This window comes from Reyranella sp., assembly GCF_004296935.1.
Lineage (GTDB): Bacteria > Pseudomonadota > Alphaproteobacteria > Reyranellales > Reyranellaceae > Reyranella.
Window position 1 is genome coordinate 138855 of sequence record NZ_SCVH01000166.1, and the last position, 18295, is coordinate 157149.

The following is an 18295-nucleotide window of genomic DNA, read 5'->3' on the forward strand; positions in this document are numbered from 1 at the left end:
GCGATGCGTCCGGAGAGAACAGAGTCGGGCGGTCCTGACCGCACGGCATGACAACGACGGCGGACCCTACCGACCGCGCGAGGCCTTCCGATGGAAGGTCGTCCCCGAGGCGAGTGTCGCTTGCCTCCTCCTGCCTATCGCCAAAGAAAAGCCGAGCTGGCGAGCCAACGCCGGCCTGGCGCCGCACCCTCCGGGGCGTGGTGCGACAAGAGCATATGTGCCCGCCATTCAATGCGGGCCCGGGGTCCGCCGGGAGACAAAATAGACAAGACGTAACGTCATGGTGTCTCCCGGAAACGCCCCTGAAGTCTTCCGCCGGTCCGAATCATGCTAGGCTTTCACGATCCCCTGGAGGTCGCTGCCGTGCCCGACTCTGTTCTCCCTCGCGCCCCGGCCCTGCTCGATGCCGCCGGTGCGGCAGCGCTCGTCGCTTCCTACGCGCCGGTCAGCGTGACGGCGGCCGTAAAAGATATCGGCCGAATCGACGCGCACATGGGCCGGTTCGTTTCCCTCTCGCCAATGTGCCTGGTGGCCACCGCCGACGCCGCGGGCAAGCAGGATGTGACGCCGCGCGGCGACCCGCCGGGCTCGTTCAAGGTGCTGGACGAGCACACGCTGGCGGTCGCCGACCGGCCGGGCAACAACCGGCTCGATACGCTCAAGAACCTGCTTGAGAATCCCGAGATCGCACTCATTTTCCTGCTGCCTGGCACCAACGAGACGGTGCGCATGGCGGGCACGGCGCGGCTCTCGGTCGATCCGGCGTTGCTGGAATCCATGGCGGTTCAGGGCAAGGCGCCGAAATGCGCCATCGTGGTGTCGGTGCGGCAGGCCTATCTGCACTGCGCCAAGGCGCTGCTGCGCTCCAAACTGTGGAGCGGCGACTATGCCCAGCCCAAAGGCACCTTCCCGTCGATCAGCCGGATGGTCGGCGACCAGATTGGCCTCAGCGAGGAGGAGAAGAAGAAGCGCGAAGCGGCGACCGAGATCGCCTACCGGGACGGACTATGGGCACCGATCAAGTAGCCGGCCCCTTCGTCGTCACCGGACAACGCGCCCGCCAGATGCGGGTGGTGCCGGCCGATGTCCTGAAGCGTCTTTACGGCAAGTCCGACGCCAAGGGTTTTGTGCAGACCGGCGCGCATCTCGCGTTGCTGGTCCTGGGCGGCTGGCTGGTCCTGGAAACGCGCGGGACCTGGTGGGTGGTGCCGGCGCTCCTGCTGCAGGCGGTGTTCGTGAACACGCTGTTCGGCGCCATGCACGAGTCGACGCATTACAATTCGTTCAAGACGCGCCGCTTTGCCGACATCCTGGCTTTCTTCTCAGGCGCGGCGATCCTGAACAACGCGGGCTTCTACCGGCACTATCACCTGGCGCATCACCGCTACACCCAGGATCCGCTGCGCGATCCCGAGCTCATCACCTCGGGCACACCCAGGGGCTGGGGGGCCTATCTCTTCCGCATCAGCTCGGTCCCGTTCCTCATGATCCGCCTGCGCGACATTCTCCTGTTCCCCTTCGGCTTCAAGGGCGACGTGACCTACATCCACCAGCAGGCGTGGCCCGAGGTCCGGCGCTGGGGCCGGCTGCTGCTCGCCTTCTATGCCGCGCTGGTCGTGGGCTCGATCCTGCTGCAGACGACAGCGGTGCTGTGGGTGTGGTTCATCCCGCTACTGATCGGCCTGCCGCTGCTGCGTCTTTATCTGTTGTGCGAGCACACACTCTGCCCCAACAGCGACGACGGCTTCGCCAATACCCGCACGACCTTGAGCAACCCCGTGGTGCGTTTCCTGATGTGGAACCTGCCCTACCACGCCGAACACCATCTGCTGCCCAACATCCCGTTCCATCACCTGCCTGAAGCGCACCGCCATCTGCGGCCACACCTGAAATACGTGGCCCGGAGCTACACCCAGGTGCATGGCGAGATCATTCGGAGCTTCGCTTGAGGACCAGTGACGGCGTCTTCGAGTGTGGCGATCTTTCGCTGCAGCGCGGCGGCACGCTGAAGAACGCCCGGATTGTCTACAAGACCTACGGCACGCTTTCGCCGAAGCGCGACAACGTCATCGTCTATCCCACGAGCTACGGCGCCCAGCACACCGACATCGAATGGCTGGTCAATGTCGAGCATTGCCTCGATCCCAGCCGCTACTTCATCGTCATTCCCAACATGTTCACCAACGGGCTCTCTTCCTCGCCGTCCAATACGTCCGGGGGTGATTTTCCCGAGGTCACGACCTACGACAACGTCATGCAGCAGCGGCGGCTCATGGCCGAGCTGTTCGGCGTCGATCGCATCAAACTGGTCTATGGCTGGTCGATGGGCGCGCAGCAGGCCTATCACTGGGCCGCCCTGTTCGGCGACGCAGTCGAGCGCATCGTGGTCGTCTGCGGCTCGGCCCGTACGGCGCCGCACAATTTCGTCTTCCTCGAAGGTGTGCGCAGCGCGGTGCAGGCCGCCCGTACGTCCGAAGCGGGCCTGCGTGCGATGGGCCGTATCTATGCCGGCTGGGCGCTCAGCCAGACCTTCTATCGCCGCGAGATGTGGCGCGGGCTGGGCTTCGCCAGCCTGGAGGATTTTTTGGTCCGCTCCTGGGAGGCCAACTTCGTGCGCCGCGACGCGCGCGATCTCATGGCCCAGCTTTGGAGCTGGCAGAACGGCGACATCTCCGCCAACGACCTCTACCGCGGCGATCTCCAGATGGCGCTCGCCGGCATAAAGGCCAAGGTGCTGCTGCTGCCGTCGGCCACCGACCTCTATTTCCAGACCGACGACAACCGCGCCGAGCTGCCCTATCTCCGGGACGCGAAGCTGGTGGAAATCCCCTCGGTCTGGGGTCATCGTGCCGGCAACCCGCTCGCCAATCCCGAGGATGCGGCGTTCATCGATGCCCAGGTGGAGGCCCTGCTCAATGCCTGACGGTTTGCCAAACGACGGCTTCGTGATCGTCGCCAAGCACGATTGTCCGACCTGCACCCTCGTCGAACCGGTGATGCAGAGCCTCGACCGTGCCGGTCCGCTGGCCGTCATCACCCAGGACGATCCTTCCTTCCCGTCGGGCGTCGGCACCGTGATCGACGACCACGACCTGCAGCGCTCGTTCCAGCTGAAAGTCGAAACCGTGCCGACCCTGATCCGGTTCAAGGGTGGCCGCGAGGTCGAGCGCACTGTGGGCTGGGATCGCGCCGAATGGACGCGAGTTGCCGGTGCCGCCGCGTCAGGCGACGGCCTGCCGGCGTGGCAGCCGGGCTGCGGCTCCAAGAGCGTCGAGCCCGGCGTGCACGAAACCCTGGTGGCGCGCTACGGTGACACAGGCCTCAAGGCGCGCGCCATCGCGGTCGGCGAATGGGACGATCCGATCGAAGCCTGCTTCGAGCGCGGCTGGAGCGACGGGCTTCCCGTCGTGCCGCCGACCGACGATCGCATCCTGCGCATGCTGGGCGGCACCGAGCGCAAGCCCGACGAGATCGTGGGTAGCATCCCGCCCAACCTGGCGCCGTGCACCGTCGAGAAGGTGGCGATCAACGCCGTGATGGCGGGCTGCAAGCCCGAGTACATGCCGGTGGTGCTGGGCGTGCTCGAGGCGGCACTCGATCCGCTGTTCGTCCTGCACGGGCTCCTCTGCACCACGCACTTCTCGGGACCGCTCGTGATCATCAACGGGCCGGCCGCCAAGGCGATCGGCATGAACAGCGGTGTCAACGCGCTCGGCCAGGGCAACCGCGCCAACGCCACCATCGGGCGCGCCTTGCAGCTCATTGTCAGGAATGTCGGCGGCGGCCTGCCCGGCGGCATGGATCGCGCCACGCTCGGCAATCCCGGCAAGTACACCTTCTGCTTCGCCGAGGATGAGTCCGATCCCGACTGGGAACCGCTGGCGCAACGCCGCGGCATCCCCGCCGGCAAGAGCGCCGTGACGCTGTTCCACGGCGAGGGCGTAAACGGCTTCATCGACCAGAAGTCGCGCACGCCGGAGGAGCTCATACGGTCTCTTGCGATGGGCCTGTTCGGGGTCGGCCATCCCAAGCTCTGCCTCGCCGGCAACGCCGTGCTGGTGCTGGCGCCCGAGCACTACAAGATCTTCAAGGACGGCGGTTGGAACCGCCGTCGCATCGAGGATGAGCTCTACAAGGCCCTGAAGCGGCCGGGCAGCGAGCTGATCCGCGGCGCCCAGAACATCGCCGAGGGCATGCCGCCGTCGTTCGCCGACAAGATGGTCGACAAATTCCAGCCCGACGGGCTCCTGATCGTTCGCGCCGGCGGCGAAGCCGGTCTATTCTCGGCCATCATCGGCGGTTGGCCGGGCCAGTCGGTGCGCGACGAATGCCAGGCCGTCACGCATGAAATTCGCTGAGGGAGATCCGTCCATGAACGTTGCTCTCAAATTGCGCGATCCCACGGCGGAGACCTCGCCGACGCGCCGCGCCCGTCTCGCGCCGCCACCGTCCGTCGCGGGCAAGAGCGTGGCGCTGATGGATATCGGCAAGGCGCGCGGATCGGAGTTCATCGACCGGCTTGAAGGCCACTTCAAGAAGGCCGGCGTCGCCACCCGGCGCTACCGCAAGCCCACCAACACCAAGGTGGCGCCGACGAATCTCCTGCAGAAGATCGCGGCGGAGAACCAGCTCGCGGTGATCGCCTTAAGCGATTGAGGCTCCTGCACATCGTGCAGTCTGCACGACCTTCATAGCCTCGACGGACGCGGCCTCGCCGGCGTCAATATCGTGACAACAGGTTTCGTGGATGGCGTCGCGGCGCAAAGCGATGCGCTGGGCTTCGAGCCTGCTGTCGTCTACGTGCCGCATCCCATCCAGAACCGCACCAAGGAAGAGATCGAGACGATTGCCGACGAGGCCTTCGCCAAGGTGATGGCGCTGCTCGCCAGCGCCTGAGGACTTCAGGCCCCTAGTCCTTCTCCGGCACCACGGCCGGAAGCACTACGGTCGGCTCGGTCGTCGCGGGCTCCGGCCCGGGCGCGCGCCGTACCGGCCGCGCCGGCGTCGAGGCCAAGAAGGCCGCCACCGCGGCGGCGGTCGCCTTGGGATCCTCCTCCATCGGGTTGTGGCCGAGGTTCTGGAAGATTTCTAGCTTGGCGCCCTTGATGTCGTTCTGGAAACGGAAGGCATCGGCCACCGGCACCCAGCGGTCCTTGGCGCCCCACAGGATCAGGGTCGGCACGTCCAATCGCTTGAGTGGCGTGGGATCGAGCGGCTCCTGGGTGCGGGCGCGCTGCAGGGTGGCCTCGCGGTTGCCGGGGAAGCGCTGCAGTTCGGCATAGCGCCTGATCCGGTCGGGCGTCACCATCGCGGGGTCGGCGTAGACCTCCTCGAGCGAGCGCCGCACGACACGCTCCGGCTTGAAGTAGATGCCGACGTCGCCCACCACGGGCATGCGGGCGAGCCGCATCGGCAACGGCGCCTCGCCCTGGCGCGGGTAGCCCGCGGCATCGACCAGGACGAGATGGCTTACCCTGTCGGGCCGCGTGGCGGCGAAGCTCCAGGCCACGGCGCCACCCATCGAGTGGCCGATCAGCACGAAGCGATCGAGATGAAGTGCATCGACCAGCACCTCGATGAAATCGGTGTAGGCCTCGATGGTGTATTCGTCGCGCGGCCAGGCTCCGGTGAGGCCGTGCCCCGGCAGATCGACCGTGATCAGGCGCAGGCGTGGTGCCAATTCGCGCGCCCAGCCCTCCCACATGTGCAACGAGCCCAGGGAACCATGGATCAGCACCACCGGAATTGGGTCGGTGTCGTCCTGGTCGCGCGCATAGTCGCGGACATGGGCCTGCACGCCGCCGACATCGATGAACTTCGAGCGCTCGTTGGCGTAGCGCGCGACCAGGGTCTCGGCCGGCAGCGTCGGCGCATAGGCCCACAACGCCACGCCCGCCAGGATGGCGCAGGCAAACAGCACGACGAGCGGCCAGCGCCGGCGCGGCGTCTCAATTCTTCGGCGCCGCGGCGGCATCGTCTGGTCCTTCGCTGGTCATCTCGGAACTGCCCTCCGTCTTCGGCCGTTCCGGCAACTCGCCGCGGAACGCCGCGCCGAGCTTGTCGATATCGCGCAGCCTGAGTTCAGGCACCGGCCTGGGGTCGATGATCATCTCGTCGATCAGCCGGCCAAGAATCGAGCGGTTGAGGTCGTTCATGACGGTCAGCCGGTCCTCGAGGTTCGACACGAACACGAACAGCTCGAAGTCGAGGGCGGCCGTAGTGACGCGCACGAAGCGTACGATCGGCATCGGCACGCGCAGCACCCGCGGGTGGCCGAGCGCCGCCTCGCGCAGGATTGCCTCCAGTTTCATGACGTCGGTCGACAGCGGCACGGCGATCTGGATTTCCACCCGGCTCGAGGTGTCGGCATAGGTCCGGTTGATGACCGGGTTTTGCAGGAACATGCTGTTGGGCACGATCACATGCGTGCGCTGGAAGGTCTCGATCTCGGTGGCGCGGATGTTGATGCGCCGCACGAAGCCTTCATGGCCGTTCACGATCACCCAGTCGCCGGCCTTGATCGGTCGCTCCATCAGAAGGATCACACCGGAGATCACATTGTTGGCGATGTTCTGCAGGCCGAGGCCGATGCCCACCGACAGGGCGCCGAGCACGATGGCGAGGTTGGTGAAGTCGACGCCCAAGGCGCCGACGCCGACCAGGATCGCGATCATGACGCCGGCGTAGTTGAGGCCGGCGTCGATCGACTGGCGGAGCGGCAGCGGCGCGTCGACAGTCGGCAGCACGCGGTCGCGCACGATGCTGCGGATCAGGCGCGCGATCAGCATGCAGACGCCGAAGGCCAGGATCGCCATGCCGACGTTGCCCAACGAGATCGTGACGCCGCCCACCTTCACGCCGCGCAGCAGCTGGCCAAAGCCCTGCAGGATGGCGTCGATGTCGACTCCCCAGGTGGCCGGGATCGTCAGCGCCAGCAACGCCACCAGGATCAGGTCGAACAGCAGCAACACGATCAGCTGGCCGCGCACCGTCGAATCGGCCGGCAAGCCCAGGCGGTGCCGCACCCAGCGGCCGGACGGCGTGTCGGGTGCGGCGGCGGCATCGAGCAGATCGGCGACGAGGCGATGCAGCAGAAGTCCGATCGCGATCAGGAGGCAGGTTGCGGCGATCGATGCATGAAGGTGGGCAGCGAGCGCGGCATAGCCCGCGAGCGCGAAGCCGATCGATGACAACACCACGGCACTCAGGACCAGGCGCGCGATCGACCACCAGGTGCCGCCGATCATCGGCGGCAGCTCCGATCCCTCGGGCCGCGCCGCATGCCAAGCCTTGTTAGAAAGGGTCGGCAGGGCGAGCAGCGCGACCAGGGTGGCGAGCACGAGGGAGCCGACGGCCGCCACCGCCTCGCGCTCGCCGGCTTGGCTCAGCGAGACATAGATCAGGTCGGCCACGATACCCACCACCATCAGGCGGCGCAGTGCATGAGAGAGATAATGTGCGCTCGAATCGGAGAACGGCAGGATGCGCCATGCCGGATGGGCCGGCGCAAGCCCGGCCGCGGTCATGCCGAACACCAGCAGCAAGGTGATCAGACGCAGGGTCAATTCCGGCACCAGCACATCCATGGGCGGCGGCGGCGCGCTGGCCGACAGCAGCTTGCCGATCAGCCACACGGCGAGAATCGGCACCAGCACCAGCCCGATGCCGTCGATGGCGGTGGCGATGGTACGGTCGCGGTGGGTCGGCTCGTGGGCATGCCTGCGGCCGAAGCGGCGGCGGAGCCATCGTCCGGCCCACCACAGCGCAAGGGTGAGCAGGGCCCAGGCGGCGAGCGGCGTGAGGTCCTGTCCGCCTGATCTCAGCGCCGCCAGCCCGCCGCGATTCCAGGTCGACATCGCCACAGACAGGGCCTGCGCCGAGGCGGCCAGCTCCGGTCCGATATTGCTCCATACCTGGCTCGACAACGGCGAGGCGTTGCGGCGCAGCAGGTTCTGCAGCACGACTTCGCCCCGCAGCTTGGTCAGATGTTCGAGCAGCTGGTCGGCGCGGGCGATCACGACCTCGCATTGCTTGGCTCGGCCCTCGCTGATCGTCGCCTGCTCCGTCAGGCGCTGGCGCTCGGCCTTCACGGCATCCGATTCGGGCGGGGCATCCGGTCCCGGCTTGGCCTCGAGCGGTGCCAGCAGCTTCTTGGTGTCGGTAAGGTCGTTGCGGGCGAGCGCGGCGGCGGCGGCGGCGGCGGCGCGTACGTCGGTTGCCTGTTCGCGCAAAGCATCGATCTCGGCCGGCAGCAGGACGGCTTGCTCGGTGCGAGTGGCGATGCGGTCGAGCTGGCGCGTCCAAAGGTCGACGAGCTGCGAGAACGGCCGCTGCGGCGCCGGCGTCTGCTGGGCGAACGCGACGACGCCCGCCAGCAGGAACGCGAGCCCCGCAAGACTGGACCAGGCGAGGCGGGTAGAAAATCGCATGCGGTTGCCGGATCCTGATGACTTCGTAGGGTCTTTGCTTCCCGTACCACGACGGATATGGATCGGGCCATCGCCCGGCCCGGATTTCGCGGGTCGCGAGACCGTCATTTGGCCCGTCACAACGGCGAAATCAGGGCATCCTTCAGGCTGTCTGCATCCCGTCACCGCTTCGTCGTTGACAGGACGGGACCGACGCGGAACCTTGCGCGCCGAAACGGGAAATTTTGGGGGAAACGGCATGGCCGACGGGCAAGGCGCGGTGGGTGAGGTTCGGATCAAGCCCGATCGCCTGCACAGGTTCACGATGGCAATTTGCCGGGCCGATGGCAGTTCGGACCAGGAAGCGAAGCTCATCGCTGACCATCTCGTGCTCGCCAACCTGTTCGGCCACGACAGCCACGGCGTCGGCATGATGCCACACTACATCCAGAACACCGTGTCGGGCGCCTGCGTGCGCAATCATCACGCCAAGATCGTCCGCGACAACGGCGCGGTGCTCGTGATCGACGGCGGCGCTGGCTACGGCCAGGTCGTCGCCAAGGAGGCGATGGACATCGGCATCGAGCGGGCCAAGAAGAACGGCGTCTGCGTCGTCGGCCTGATCAACGCCCATCACATCGGCCGTATCGGCCACTGGGGCGAACAGTGCGCGCGCGCCGGCATGGTGAGCACGCATTGGGTGAACGTGCACGGCCACAAGTCGCTGGTGGCGCCGTTCGGCGCCGCCGAGGCCCGCTTCACCACCAACCCCTACTGCACGGCGGTGCCGCGCAAGGGCAAGGAGCCGATCGTGCTCGACTTCGCCACCAGCCAGGTGGCGATGGGCAAGGTCCGGGTTGCCAACAACAAGCAGATCCAGATGGAACCCGGGCTGATGATCGACGCCGAGGGCAATCCGACCACCGATCCCGGCACCATGTACAACGCCCCCTACGGCGCCATCCTGCCATTCGGCCTGCACAAGGGCGGCGGCCTGGCGGTGATCTGCGACCTGCTGGCCGGCGCCCTGACCGGCGGCAAAACGCATTCGCCGCGGACCATCAAGAAGGACGGCACCGACATCATCAACAACATGCTGTCGATCATCATCGATCCAGCATCGATGGGCGGCGCTGAATTTTTCGAGGATGAAGTCGAGAATTTCATCGGCTGGGTGAAGTCTGCGAAGCCTCAGCCTGGCGTCGCTGAAGTCCTGACGCCGGGCGAGCCCGAACGCGCGCGCCGTGTCGACCGCGAGAAGAACGGCGTGCCGATCGATGCCACGACATGGCAGCAGATCGTCGATACCGCGCGCAAGGTGCGCCTGAACGACATCGACATTCCCCAAATGGCCGGCGCCTGACGCCGCCGGAAGGCAGGAGACCGACCATGGCCAAAATGAAGCTCTACTACTCGCCCTCGTCGCCGTACGCCCGCAAGGTTCGGGTGTTGGCGCTGCTCACGGGCCTCGACAAGAAGATGGAGACGGTGAACGTCGCGCTGACGCCGGTGGCGCCCAATGCCGACGTCGACAAGCACAATCCCATCGGCAAGATTCCGGCGCTGTCGGTCAAGGGAATGGATCTCTTCGATTCGCCGGTGATCTGCGAGTACCTCGACAGCCAGCACAAGGGCCGCAAGCTCTTCCCGCGCAAGGGCCGCGAACGCTGGGTGGCGTTGCGCCAGCAGGCGATGGGCGATGGTCTGCTCGATGCCGCGCTTCTGGCCCGCTACGAAGGTTTCCTGCGCCCGGAGGACAGGCGCTGGCCTGACTGGACCAAGGGCCAGATGAAGAAGATCGACGGCGTACTCGACCAGCTCGAAGCCGAGTCGAAGTCGCTCAAGGGCAAACCGACCATCGGCACCATCACCATCGCCTGCGCCTTGGGTTATCTCGACTTCCGCTTCGCCAGCCACGACTGGCGCGGCAAGCGCGCCAAGCTCGCCAAGTGGTTCTCGACCTTCTCCAAGCAGGCGTCGATGAAGGCGACGGTGCCTCCGCCGGCGTGACGGCAGACGAGATCATTGCCCGTCTCGGCTTGCGGCCACATCCCGAGGGCGGGCATTTCCGCGAGACCTTCCGCGCGCCCGATGCGGGCCGCGGCGCCAGCACGGCGATCTTCTTCCTGCTCAAGGCGGGCGAGCGCTCGCACTGGCACAGGGTCGATGCCGACGAGGTCTGGCATCACTATGCCGGCGCGCCGCTCGAACTGTCGATGAGTGACGACGGCCACGCCGTCCGCCACCTTCGGCTCGGTAGCGATTTCGGCCTCGGCGAGACGCCGCAGATCGTGGTGCCGCGCGGCGTCTGGCAGGCGGCGCGCTCACTGGGCAACTGGACGCTTGTCGGCTGCACCGTGGCACCCGGCTTCGACTTCGCGGGTTTCGAACTGGCGCCGCCCGGTTGGGAACCGAAATAGCCCTCCTCCCCCGTCCTCGGGGGAGGTGCCCCGTAGGGGCGGAGGGGGAAGGCCACAGGCAAGGAACGATGTTTCGAATCTACCTCGACACAAACGACGGAACGCCTGACGGGTCGGTACGGGCTTTGGGTCAAAGGCTCGTTGGACGATATTGCGCCGATTGCCGATCAGCTTCGCGACGGCATGCATGTCATCATCTACATGACTGACGAATTGGAGATGGAAGCTATCCTGCGGTTCGACGCAGAGTGGAAGGCTTGGACTGCGATGCCAGTCAAGGGAACTATCAAGTACTACGACGAAGATTCGAAGAGCAACTGACGCGCCAAAGGGCGGCCTTCCCCCTCCGGCCCTGCGGGCCACCTCCCCCGTATGACGGGGGAGGAGTTACTTTCGCCACAGCTCGCGCGAGGCGAGCACCGCTCCGATGGTGACCAGCAGGGCGGCAAGCAGGAGTGCGCCGGTCGGTTCAGCGAGCCCGCAGACGATCAGGATCGCTGTCGAGAGAATCGGTGTTGCATAGCTGAACGCGCCCAGTGCGCGGATGTCGCCGCGTTTGACGGCGTGGTCCCAGAAATAGAAAGCCGATCCCGTAGGCCCAAGGCCGAGCGCCAGCACGGCGAGCCAGGCAAGGGGCGTCGCCGGCCACACCGTGCGCTCGAACACCAGGTGGCAGAGCAGCGAGAGAACGGCCGACGCGGCGCAAAAGCCGGCAATGGCGTCGGTCGGCGTCTCGCCGAAACGGCGCGACATCACCGAATAGAGCGCCCAGGTGAAGGCGCAGCCCAGCGCCAGGGCGTAGCCCAGCGCGTGATCGCCGGTGAAATTCAGTCCACGGCCGACGGCGAGCAGTGCCACGCCAGCGAAGCCGAGGCCGGCGCCGGCCAGATGCGTCCAGCCCAGGCGCCCTCGTTCGCTTTCTGCGGCGAGCGGCGCCGACGAGAGCACGATCAGAAGCGGCCAGAGATAGTTGACGAGATTGGCCTCGGCCGGAGGTGCCAATTGCAGGGCGCCGAAGTAGAGCGCGTGGTAGCCGAACAGGCCGCCGATGCCCACCAGCCAGACCTGTGCCGGCCAGCGCACGAGCCCCGCCCAGCCCACGCCGCGCCACCGGGCGCGGACGATGCCGATGGCCGCGCCGATGGCGAACGTCATGGCAACCATCTGGAAGGGCGGAACCTCGCCCGCCAGGACGGAAAGCGTGGCAAGCGAACCCCAAAGGCAGATGGCGGCGAGTCCGGAAGCCATCGCCCGCCGCCGGACGGTGTCGACTGTCGTCATCGCCGCCGCATAGAGAATGCAATCGCGCTTGTCGAGCGCCCGAATGGTGTGGCGGATGCATGGGTTTGGTTTCGCGGTTACGATGACGTTACAGCGGAGACGGCATGTTCGTTCGACCGACCAACCCGATCAGCCATCGCCTGGCGCGCATGGCGTTCATTTCGGCCTGTGTGGCCGCGCTGATCGTTGCCGCCGCCGGTCCGCTGCACCGCTATCTCGGGTTGGATATCGAAGCGGCGATCGCCGTCTTCCGCTACGGCTTCTATGTCGCCGTCGCCGGCGTGGCGCTGGGGCTCGCGACCATCGTCCCGACGCGGCCCGGCGACCGTCGGCGCGGGTTCGTGGCGGCGTTTCTCGCCATCGTGATCGGCGTGGCCGGTGCCTGGGTGCCGGTGAGCTGGTTCCTGTGGTCGCAGCAATTGCCGGTGATCAACGACATCTCGACCGATGTCGCCAGCCCACCTGCCATGGTGGCGCTCCTACAGTTGCGGCGTGGCGCACCCAATCTGCCCAACTATCCCGGCGCCGCCGCCGCCGCGCTCCAGCGCGCCGCCTATCCCGACATCGTGTCGATCATCCTGCCTGTTGCCCCGGCCGAGGCGTTCAAGCGCGCTGACCGTGTGGCGATGGCGCTGGGCTGGGATGTCATCGCGCGCGCGCCGGCGGAAGGCCGGATCGAGGCCGTCGACACCAGCAACTGGTTCGGATTTCGTGACGACATCGTCGTGCGCATCCGTGCCGAGGGCACGGGCAGCAGGATCGACATCCGCTCCAAGAGCCGGGCCGGCGAGTCCGACCTCGGCGTCAACGCGCGGCGTATCCGCGACTTCGCCGCCCGTCTGAAAGCCGAGCGCTGATCGGCTCTTCGATCGATCTCGTCAGACGTCGCCGAGCGGCAGGGTAAAGCGAAAGGTCGTGCCCGAGGGGCCGGTCTCGGTGAGCGCGATGTCGCCGCCATGGGTACGCACCAGGTCGCGCGCGATAGCGAGACCCAACCCGGCGCCACCGGCGCGTCCGCCGGTGGTGAAGGGGCGGAAGAGCTGCGCCGCGACCGCCTGCGGCACGCCGGGGCCGTTGTCGGCGACGTCGATCAGCAGGTATCCGCCGTTGGCCCTGGACCGCACGGTGACGGTGGTGGCGCCGGCTTCGAAGGCGTTGCGGCCGAGATTGACGAAGACGCGGTAGAGCAGGTCTCGGTCGGCGCGCGCGTTGCGGCCTTCGCCGACTTCGTTCAGCCACGCGCGGACGAGGTTGGGCGTGCTGTCCTCGCCCTGTTCCTGGAGCGCTATACCCGCTTCGTCTACCAGATCGGCGAGGTCGACCGTTGCCAGACGCGGCGCCGGCTGGTCGCGCACATACTCGATGGCGTCGCTGGCCAGCCGCGCCGCGCGGTCGATGGTGTTGAGAATGGTCGGCGCCAGCACCCGTGTACGTTCGTCGCCACTGCGCGCCATCCGGTCCGATAGCAGTCGTGCCGTCGACAGCATGTTGCGCAGGTCGTGATTGATCTTGTTGGTCGCGGCGCCGACCTCGGCCAGGCGAGACTTCTGCCGGAGCGAGGCGCGCAGTTCGCGCTGCAGGTTCTGGAATTCGCGGTCGACGACGCCGATCTCGTCGTTGCGTTGCGTCGGCGCCCGTTCGGTCCCGCCCTCCTCGGGTGCGCGACGGAACGCCGTCATGTCGGACGACAGATCCTGGAGTGGCCGGATGACCAGCCAACGCAGGCCGAGATAGAGCAGGATGGCGGTGAACAGGGCGATGATAATCGACAGTGCGAGGATGCGGCCAGCATAGGCGTACATCGCCAACCGCATCGGTAGCTCATCGACGACGATCCAGACCATCGCCGAGGGCAATCTCATCGATTCGCCTCCGACGCGGATGTAGCGCGAACCGTCGTAGGTCATCGTAGCCAGAGCGTCCCAGATCAGGCCCAAGGCGCCGCGGTCCTTCAAATTGTAACTCGGCATATCCGGCCGCGGCTCGATGTTCATCAAGGCGCGCTTGGGCTTGTTGGGCTCGACCAGCACGACAGTGTCGACCCGGGCGTGGTTGAGCAGGCTGCGCTTGACCTCTTCCGTCACCATGTTGTCGGGGGTGGCGTCGAGAGCGAGGGCTGCCAGGGTGCCGCTTTCGATCAACTGCTCGAGATTGACCGCGCGGAAGCGGGCAATCGACGGCAGGAAGATGAAGACCTCAGCGGTCATCACCGCCGTCACGACGAGCGCGAGGATGCGCCACGACAGGCCGAAGGCCGGACTGCGGCGGCGCGTGGCGCGGGTCGCTTGTGCCGGAACGGTGACGTCGGTGGTCATGATTGTCGAAGTCTATCGGAGACTGCCGGCATGGCCTAGGCGGCGGCCGTTCACCATACCGGCAACCGCGCCAGGAACCGCACGAGCCCGCGCGTCCGGCGCCCGAACAGGGCTTCGGTGAAATAGCTGCCGGCGGCGCGCTTGCTTGCTTCGCCGAGCGTCGGATAGGGCGGCACTAAGCTCGCCATCGCCGCGATTCTGAGGCGCTTGGAGAGGGCCAGGCACCAGGGCTGGATCAGGTCGCCGGCGTGCGGCCCGACGATGGTGGCGCCCAGCACGCGGCCGCGCGGATCGGTGATGACCTTCACCAGCCCGTCGGTCTCCCGCTCGGTCTGGGCGCGGTCGTTCTCGGCCAGTTTCCAGCGCAACACCCGGATCGCCTCGCCATGCTGCTTGCGTGCCTCGCTTTCGCTGAGGCCGACCTGCGCCAGCTCGGGATCGGTGTAGGTCGCCCATGGCACGATCGCCGGATCGAGCTTCGCGGGAGCTCGGAACAGCGCGCCGCGGATGAACAGCGAGGCCTCGTAGCCGGCCATGTGGGTGAAGGCATAGAGACCGTTGCAGTCGCCGATTGCCCAGACATTGCGATTGGACGTTCTGAGCGCGCCGTCGACCGTGATCCCGCGCTTGGTGTAGGCGACCCCGGCCTTGTCGAGATCGAGGCCTTCGATGATGGGCGCGCGGCCCGTCGCCACCAGCAGGTGCGATCCCTCGATCCGTTCGCCGTCCTCGAGAAACACCGTCATGCCCGATGCTGCCTTTTCGACCCGGGCAAGCCTGACATGGTCGCGCAGATCGACGCCTTCCGTGCGCAGGTGATCCACGACGACGGCGGAGAGTTCGGGATCGTCCTTGGCGAGAAAGCCAAAGGCTTCCAGTACCGTGACCCGCGCGCCCAATCGCCGATGCGCCTGCGCCATCTCCAGCCCGATCGGTCCGCCGCCGATCACGATCAGGTGGGCCGGCAGCGTGCGGTTGGCGAAGATCGTCTCGTTGGTGAGATAAGGCATGTCGGCGAGACCCGGGATGGGCGGCGCGGTCGGCCGTGAGCCGGTCGCCAGCACGATGCGCTTGCAGTGGATCCGGTGCGGGCCGGCCTGCAACTCGGTGCGACCGGTGAAGCGGGCCTCTTCCTTAAGAACGCGCACGCCGAGACCCTCGAACCGCTCGACCGAATCGTTGGGGGCGATGGCCGCGATCACGCCGGCGACGTGGTCCATGACCTTGGCGAAGTCGACCTTGGGTTCGACCGGTGCGATACCGAAGGCCGCGCCGCTTCGCTGCGCCTGGGCTGCCTTGGCGGCGGCGATCAGTGCTTTCGATGGCACGCAGCCGAAGTTGAGACAATCGCCGCCCATCTCGGCACGCTCGACCAGAACGACTTTCAGGCCGAGCTGCGCCGCGCCGGCGGCAACGACGAGACCTGCGGAACCACCGCCGATGACGCAGATGTCAGGCGTGAGTACGTCCGTCATCTCAGGGTGCCGCCTTGCCGCCGCGCAGGCGGTTGTAGATCACCGGCAGCAGCGACAGCGCGGCCAAGCCCAACAGCGGCAACAGGATGTGCCATTCGAAGATCACGCCGAAATCGGGGCGCTCGCCGCGCTCGATGAGCATGCCGAAGCTGGCGCCGACGCTGGCATAGATGACTGCGCCGGGAACGATGCCGATCAGCGTCGCCAGTGCATAGGGGCCAAGCTGCATGCCGAGCAGCGCCGGCACGATGTTGACCAGCCAGAAGGGGAACACCGGCACCAGCCGCAGGAACAGGAGATAATTGAAGCTGTCGCGGCGGAAACCATCCTCGAGCCGGGCCAGCGTGGCGCCGGCGCGCGCCCGGAAGAGATCGTAGAATGCCGTACGCGCCGCCAGGAATACCGCCACCGAACCTAGTGTTGCGCCGATCACCGACAGGAGCGCGCCCAGCCACATGCCGAACAGGAAGCCGCCGACCGGTGTGACCACGACAGCGATCGGCAGCGAGAAGGCCACCGCCAGTGCGTAGAACAGCACGAAGATGAGCGCCGCCGCCGCGATATTGCCGGCGACCCAGGAGGCGAGTTCGGCATGATGACGGCTCAGCATCTCGAAGGAGAAATACCGCTCGAGGCCGAACAGCAGGAATAGCGCCAGCCCCAGCAGCAGGATCGCCACGGGAAGCAGCCGGCGCAGCATCGGCAGGGTCATGTGCGCTTTCGTGTCGTGCGGCACCGATATTGACCCTCATCGCGCCGGCCTCAAAGCAAACTCGCTCACACCTGAGTGACCGGCAGACCGGGCGCCGTCGCCGCCATGGATGGACGCGCTTCCAGGCGGCCCCACCAGCCGGCGAGTCGCCGATGTCGGTCGAGCATGGCGGCCCCTTCGGGCGCGGCAGTGAAGTAGGCGATCATCGCGCCGAGATGGAGATCGGCGAGCGATGGCGCGGCTCCGACCAGAAAGGTGCCGGACGATGCGAGATCCTCGAGAGCGGCCAGCACCTTGGCGGCACCGGCAAGGCCCCGCGCCACTTCGGCCTCATCCGTCGGTTGGCCGATGGCGGGGCGGAAGACACGCTGCGAGAAGACCTGCCGGACGAGCGGCCAGTAGCCGTAGGAATCGACGACGCCGATGATCTGGTCCATCCGGGCGAGCGCCCGCGCGTCCTGGGGCTGCAGGGGTGGTCCGGCAAAGGCGCGGTCGATATAGCGGCTGATGGCGCCGGTCTCATAGAGCGCGAAGCCGTCGTGGACGAGGGTCGGCACGCGACCGAAGGGGTGAAGGGCAAGGTAGGCCGCTGGAATGTCGGGGCTGAAAGGGTTCACCTCGACCCGTTCGTAGGATACGCCTTTCTCGGCAAGGGCGAGGCGGGCGATCCGGACATAGACGCTGTAGCGGTAACCGTGCAGGACAGGGGGCATAGGGTCATTGTTCGGCACTCGGGAGCGACCCGGCAAGGCCCGCCGGATCGTTGACTCTGGCCGGTCAGCCGCTTATTACCCTCGCCCACGGATTTCGCCCCCGACGCTCCGCGCGGGGGTTTGTGTTTGAAGGAGTTGCGTGATGAAACGCACCTATCAGCCGAGCAAGCTGGTGCGCAAGCGCCGGCACGGCTTTCGGTCCCGGATGGCAACGGTCGGCGGCCGCAAGGTCATCGCCAGCCGCCGCAGGTCGGGCCGTAAGCGCCTGTCGGCCTAACAAACTTGGCCGCGGCACGCCTCGGGCGTTTGCCGAACCGTCGTGACTTTCTGCGCGTTCAGGCCGGACGCCGCTGTGCCATGCCCGGTTTCGTTCTCCAAGTTGCCCCGGCGGACCGGCCCCAACCCCTCGTCCGGGTGGGGTTTACCGTCAGCCGCAAGGTCGGCAATGCGGTCGCCCGCAACAGGGTCCGCCGCCGTCTGAGGGAAATCGCCGGCATGGTCATCCCGGGCGAGGCCCGTCCCGATCTCGATTATGTGCTGGTCGGCCGCCAGGCGGCCCTTGCCCGCGACTTCGGAGCCTTGCGCCAGGAGTTGCAGGAGGCGCTGAAGCGCCTCAAGGCGCTGGCCCTCGCGACGCCATGACCTGCCCATGACCTGTACGGACGGCTTGCGCCGGCCCCGGCAAATCGCCAGTTTCCGGGCCGCATGATGTCCCTGTTGCTGCGCGGCGCGATCCGTCTCTACCAATTGACGCTCGCCTACTTTTTCGTCGGCGCCTGCCGCTACGAACCCTCGTGCTCGAGCTACGCCGCCGAGGCCGTGGCGCGTCACGGCGCGCTCCGGGGAAGCTGGCTTGCCGCCCACCGCCTGTGCCGCTGCGGGCCCTGGGGCGCCGGCGGCTACGATCCCGTGCCTTCCTCTGCCGGCGCATCCGCGCCGCTTTCCTGCCATCCCGCCGAGCGCGCCTGACG

20 protein-coding genes are annotated in these 18295 nt (G+C 67.0%); 13 read left to right on the forward strand and 7 right to left on the reverse strand.

What is annotated here, in order from left to right; genetic code table 11:
• The first annotated feature begins 363 nt into the window (after nucleotides 1-363).
• The 5 genes from EPO55_RS24985 to EPO55_RS25005 are packed head-to-tail and all read left to right on the forward strand — an operon-like array spanning nucleotide 364 to nucleotide 4896.
• On the forward strand, nucleotides 364-1026 hold the full coding sequence (locus EPO55_RS24985) for an MSMEG_1061 family FMN-dependent PPOX-type flavoprotein (RefSeq protein ID WP_296340220.1): 663 nt from the start codon (nucleotides 364-366) through the stop codon (nucleotides 1024-1026).
• Nucleotides 1008-1949 (forward strand): fatty acid desaturase, encoded by a 942-nt coding sequence (locus tag EPO55_RS24990; RefSeq protein WP_296340221.1) that lies wholly within the window; start codon nucleotides 1008-1010, stop codon nucleotides 1947-1949. The genes EPO55_RS24985 and EPO55_RS24990 overlap by 19 nt, the downstream gene beginning before the upstream one ends.
• Nucleotides 1946-2923: an alpha/beta fold hydrolase gene (locus tag EPO55_RS24995; RefSeq protein ID WP_296340222.1), complete on the forward strand. Its 978-nt coding sequence runs from the start codon at nucleotides 1946-1948 to the stop codon at nucleotides 2921-2923. The genes EPO55_RS24990 and EPO55_RS24995 overlap by 4 nt, the downstream gene beginning before the upstream one ends.
• Complete coding sequence (locus EPO55_RS25000; protein WP_296340223.1) at nucleotides 2916-4358, forward strand: thioredoxin family protein; 1443 nt, start codon at nucleotides 2916-2918, stop codon at nucleotides 4356-4358. The genes EPO55_RS24995 and EPO55_RS25000 overlap by 8 nt, the downstream gene beginning before the upstream one ends.
• Nucleotides 4359-4371: 13 nt before the next feature.
• Nucleotides 4372-4896 carry a UGSC family (seleno)protein gene (locus EPO55_RS25005; protein ID WP_296340225.1) on the forward strand — a complete coding sequence of 175 codons (525 nt, stop codon included), beginning with the start codon at nucleotides 4372-4374 and terminating at the stop codon, nucleotides 4894-4896.
• A 13-nt stretch (nucleotides 4897-4909) separates the two neighbouring features.
• On the opposite strand, the gene EPO55_RS25010 is transcribed toward EPO55_RS25005, so the two are convergent.
• Both EPO55_RS25010 and EPO55_RS25015 read right to left on the reverse strand, forming a co-directional pair.
• Nucleotides 4910-5974 (reverse strand): alpha/beta hydrolase, encoded by a 1065-nt coding sequence (locus EPO55_RS25010; RefSeq protein WP_296340226.1) that lies wholly within the window; start codon nucleotides 5972-5974, stop codon nucleotides 4910-4912.
• Entirely contained in the window at nucleotides 5949-8429 is a 2481-nt protein-coding gene (locus tag EPO55_RS25015) for a DUF3772 domain-containing protein (RefSeq protein WP_296340228.1), read from the reverse strand. Before EPO55_RS25015 ends, EPO55_RS25010 begins: the two co-directional genes overlap by 26 nt.
• A 238-nt stretch (nucleotides 8430-8667) precedes the next feature.
• Between EPO55_RS25015 and EPO55_RS25020 the strand changes: the two genes are divergently transcribed.
• The 4 genes from EPO55_RS25020 (at nucleotide 8668) to EPO55_RS25035 (ending at nucleotide 11149) form a co-directional block, all read left to right on the forward strand.
• Nucleotides 8668-9771 (forward strand): malate/lactate/ureidoglycolate dehydrogenase, encoded by a 1104-nt coding sequence (locus EPO55_RS25020; protein ID WP_296340229.1) that lies wholly within the window; start codon nucleotides 8668-8670, stop codon nucleotides 9769-9771.
• Between the two features lie 26 nt (nucleotides 9772-9797).
• Nucleotides 9798-10418, forward strand: coding sequence for a glutathione S-transferase family protein (locus tag EPO55_RS25025; RefSeq protein WP_296340230.1), 621 nt, complete (start codon nucleotides 9798-9800; stop codon nucleotides 10416-10418).
• On the forward strand, nucleotides 10415-10828 hold the full coding sequence (locus EPO55_RS25030; protein WP_296340231.1) for a cupin domain-containing protein: 414 nt from the start codon (nucleotides 10415-10417) through the stop codon (nucleotides 10826-10828). Before EPO55_RS25025 ends, EPO55_RS25030 begins: the two co-directional genes overlap by 4 nt.
• 141 nt (nucleotides 10829-10969) lie before the next feature.
• Nucleotides 10970-11149, forward strand: a complete 180-nt coding sequence (locus EPO55_RS25035) for a hypothetical protein (protein ID WP_296340232.1) — start codon at nucleotides 10970-10972, stop codon at nucleotides 11147-11149.
• Nucleotides 11150-11215: 66 nt separating this feature from the next.
• Here the strand turns inward: EPO55_RS25035 and EPO55_RS25040 are convergent, their stop codons facing one another.
• Nucleotides 11216-12109: an EamA family transporter gene (locus EPO55_RS25040; protein ID WP_296340233.1), complete on the reverse strand. Its 894-nt coding sequence runs from the start codon at nucleotides 12107-12109 to the stop codon at nucleotides 11216-11218.
• A gap of 104 nt (nucleotides 12110-12213) precedes the next feature.
• On the opposite strand from EPO55_RS25040, the gene EPO55_RS25045 reads away from it, so the two are divergent.
• Nucleotides 12214-12966 (forward strand): DUF1499 domain-containing protein, encoded by a 753-nt coding sequence (locus EPO55_RS25045; RefSeq protein WP_296340234.1) that lies wholly within the window; start codon nucleotides 12214-12216, stop codon nucleotides 12964-12966.
• Nucleotides 12967-12987: 21 nt separating this feature from the next.
• On the opposite strand, the gene EPO55_RS25050 is transcribed toward EPO55_RS25045, so the two are convergent.
• From EPO55_RS25050 to EPO55_RS25065, 4 genes are all read right to left on the reverse strand, one after another.
• Nucleotides 12988-14424, reverse strand: coding sequence for a HAMP domain-containing sensor histidine kinase (locus EPO55_RS25050; protein ID WP_296340236.1), 1437 nt, complete (start codon nucleotides 14422-14424; stop codon nucleotides 12988-12990).
• A gap of 50 nt (nucleotides 14425-14474) precedes the next feature.
• On the reverse strand, nucleotides 14475-15899 hold the full coding sequence (locus tag EPO55_RS25055) for an FAD-dependent oxidoreductase (RefSeq protein WP_296340239.1): 1425 nt from the start codon (nucleotides 15897-15899) through the stop codon (nucleotides 14475-14477).
• Between the two features lies 1 nt (nucleotide 15900).
• On the reverse strand, nucleotides 15901-16611 hold the full coding sequence (locus EPO55_RS25060) for a VTT domain-containing protein (protein WP_296340240.1): 711 nt from the start codon (nucleotides 16609-16611) through the stop codon (nucleotides 15901-15903).
• 65 nt (nucleotides 16612-16676) lie between these two features.
• Entirely contained in the window at nucleotides 16677-17324 is a 648-nt protein-coding gene (locus EPO55_RS25065; protein WP_296340242.1) for a glutathione S-transferase family protein, read from the reverse strand.
• Between the two features lie 142 nt (nucleotides 17325-17466).
• On the opposite strand from EPO55_RS25065, the gene rpmH reads away from it, so the two are divergent.
• The 3 genes from rpmH to yidD are packed head-to-tail and all read left to right on the forward strand — an operon-like array spanning nucleotide 17467 to nucleotide 18293.
• Complete coding sequence (gene rpmH, locus EPO55_RS25070) at nucleotides 17467-17601, forward strand: 50S ribosomal protein L34 (RefSeq protein ID WP_092824441.1); 135 nt, start codon at nucleotides 17467-17469, stop codon at nucleotides 17599-17601.
• A 29-nt stretch (nucleotides 17602-17630) separates the two neighbouring features.
• The gene (gene rnpA / locus EPO55_RS25075; protein ID WP_296340323.1) at nucleotides 17631-17966 is read left to right on the forward strand and encodes a ribonuclease P protein component; all 336 of its coding nucleotides are present in this window, start codon (nucleotides 17631-17633) and stop codon (nucleotides 17964-17966) included.
• Nucleotides 17967-17978: 12 nt separating this feature from the next.
• Nucleotides 17979-18293: a membrane protein insertion efficiency factor YidD gene (yidD, locus tag EPO55_RS25080; RefSeq protein WP_363719966.1), complete on the forward strand. Its 315-nt coding sequence runs from the start codon at nucleotides 17979-17981 to the stop codon at nucleotides 18291-18293.
• Nucleotides 18294-18295 lie beyond the last annotated feature (2 nt).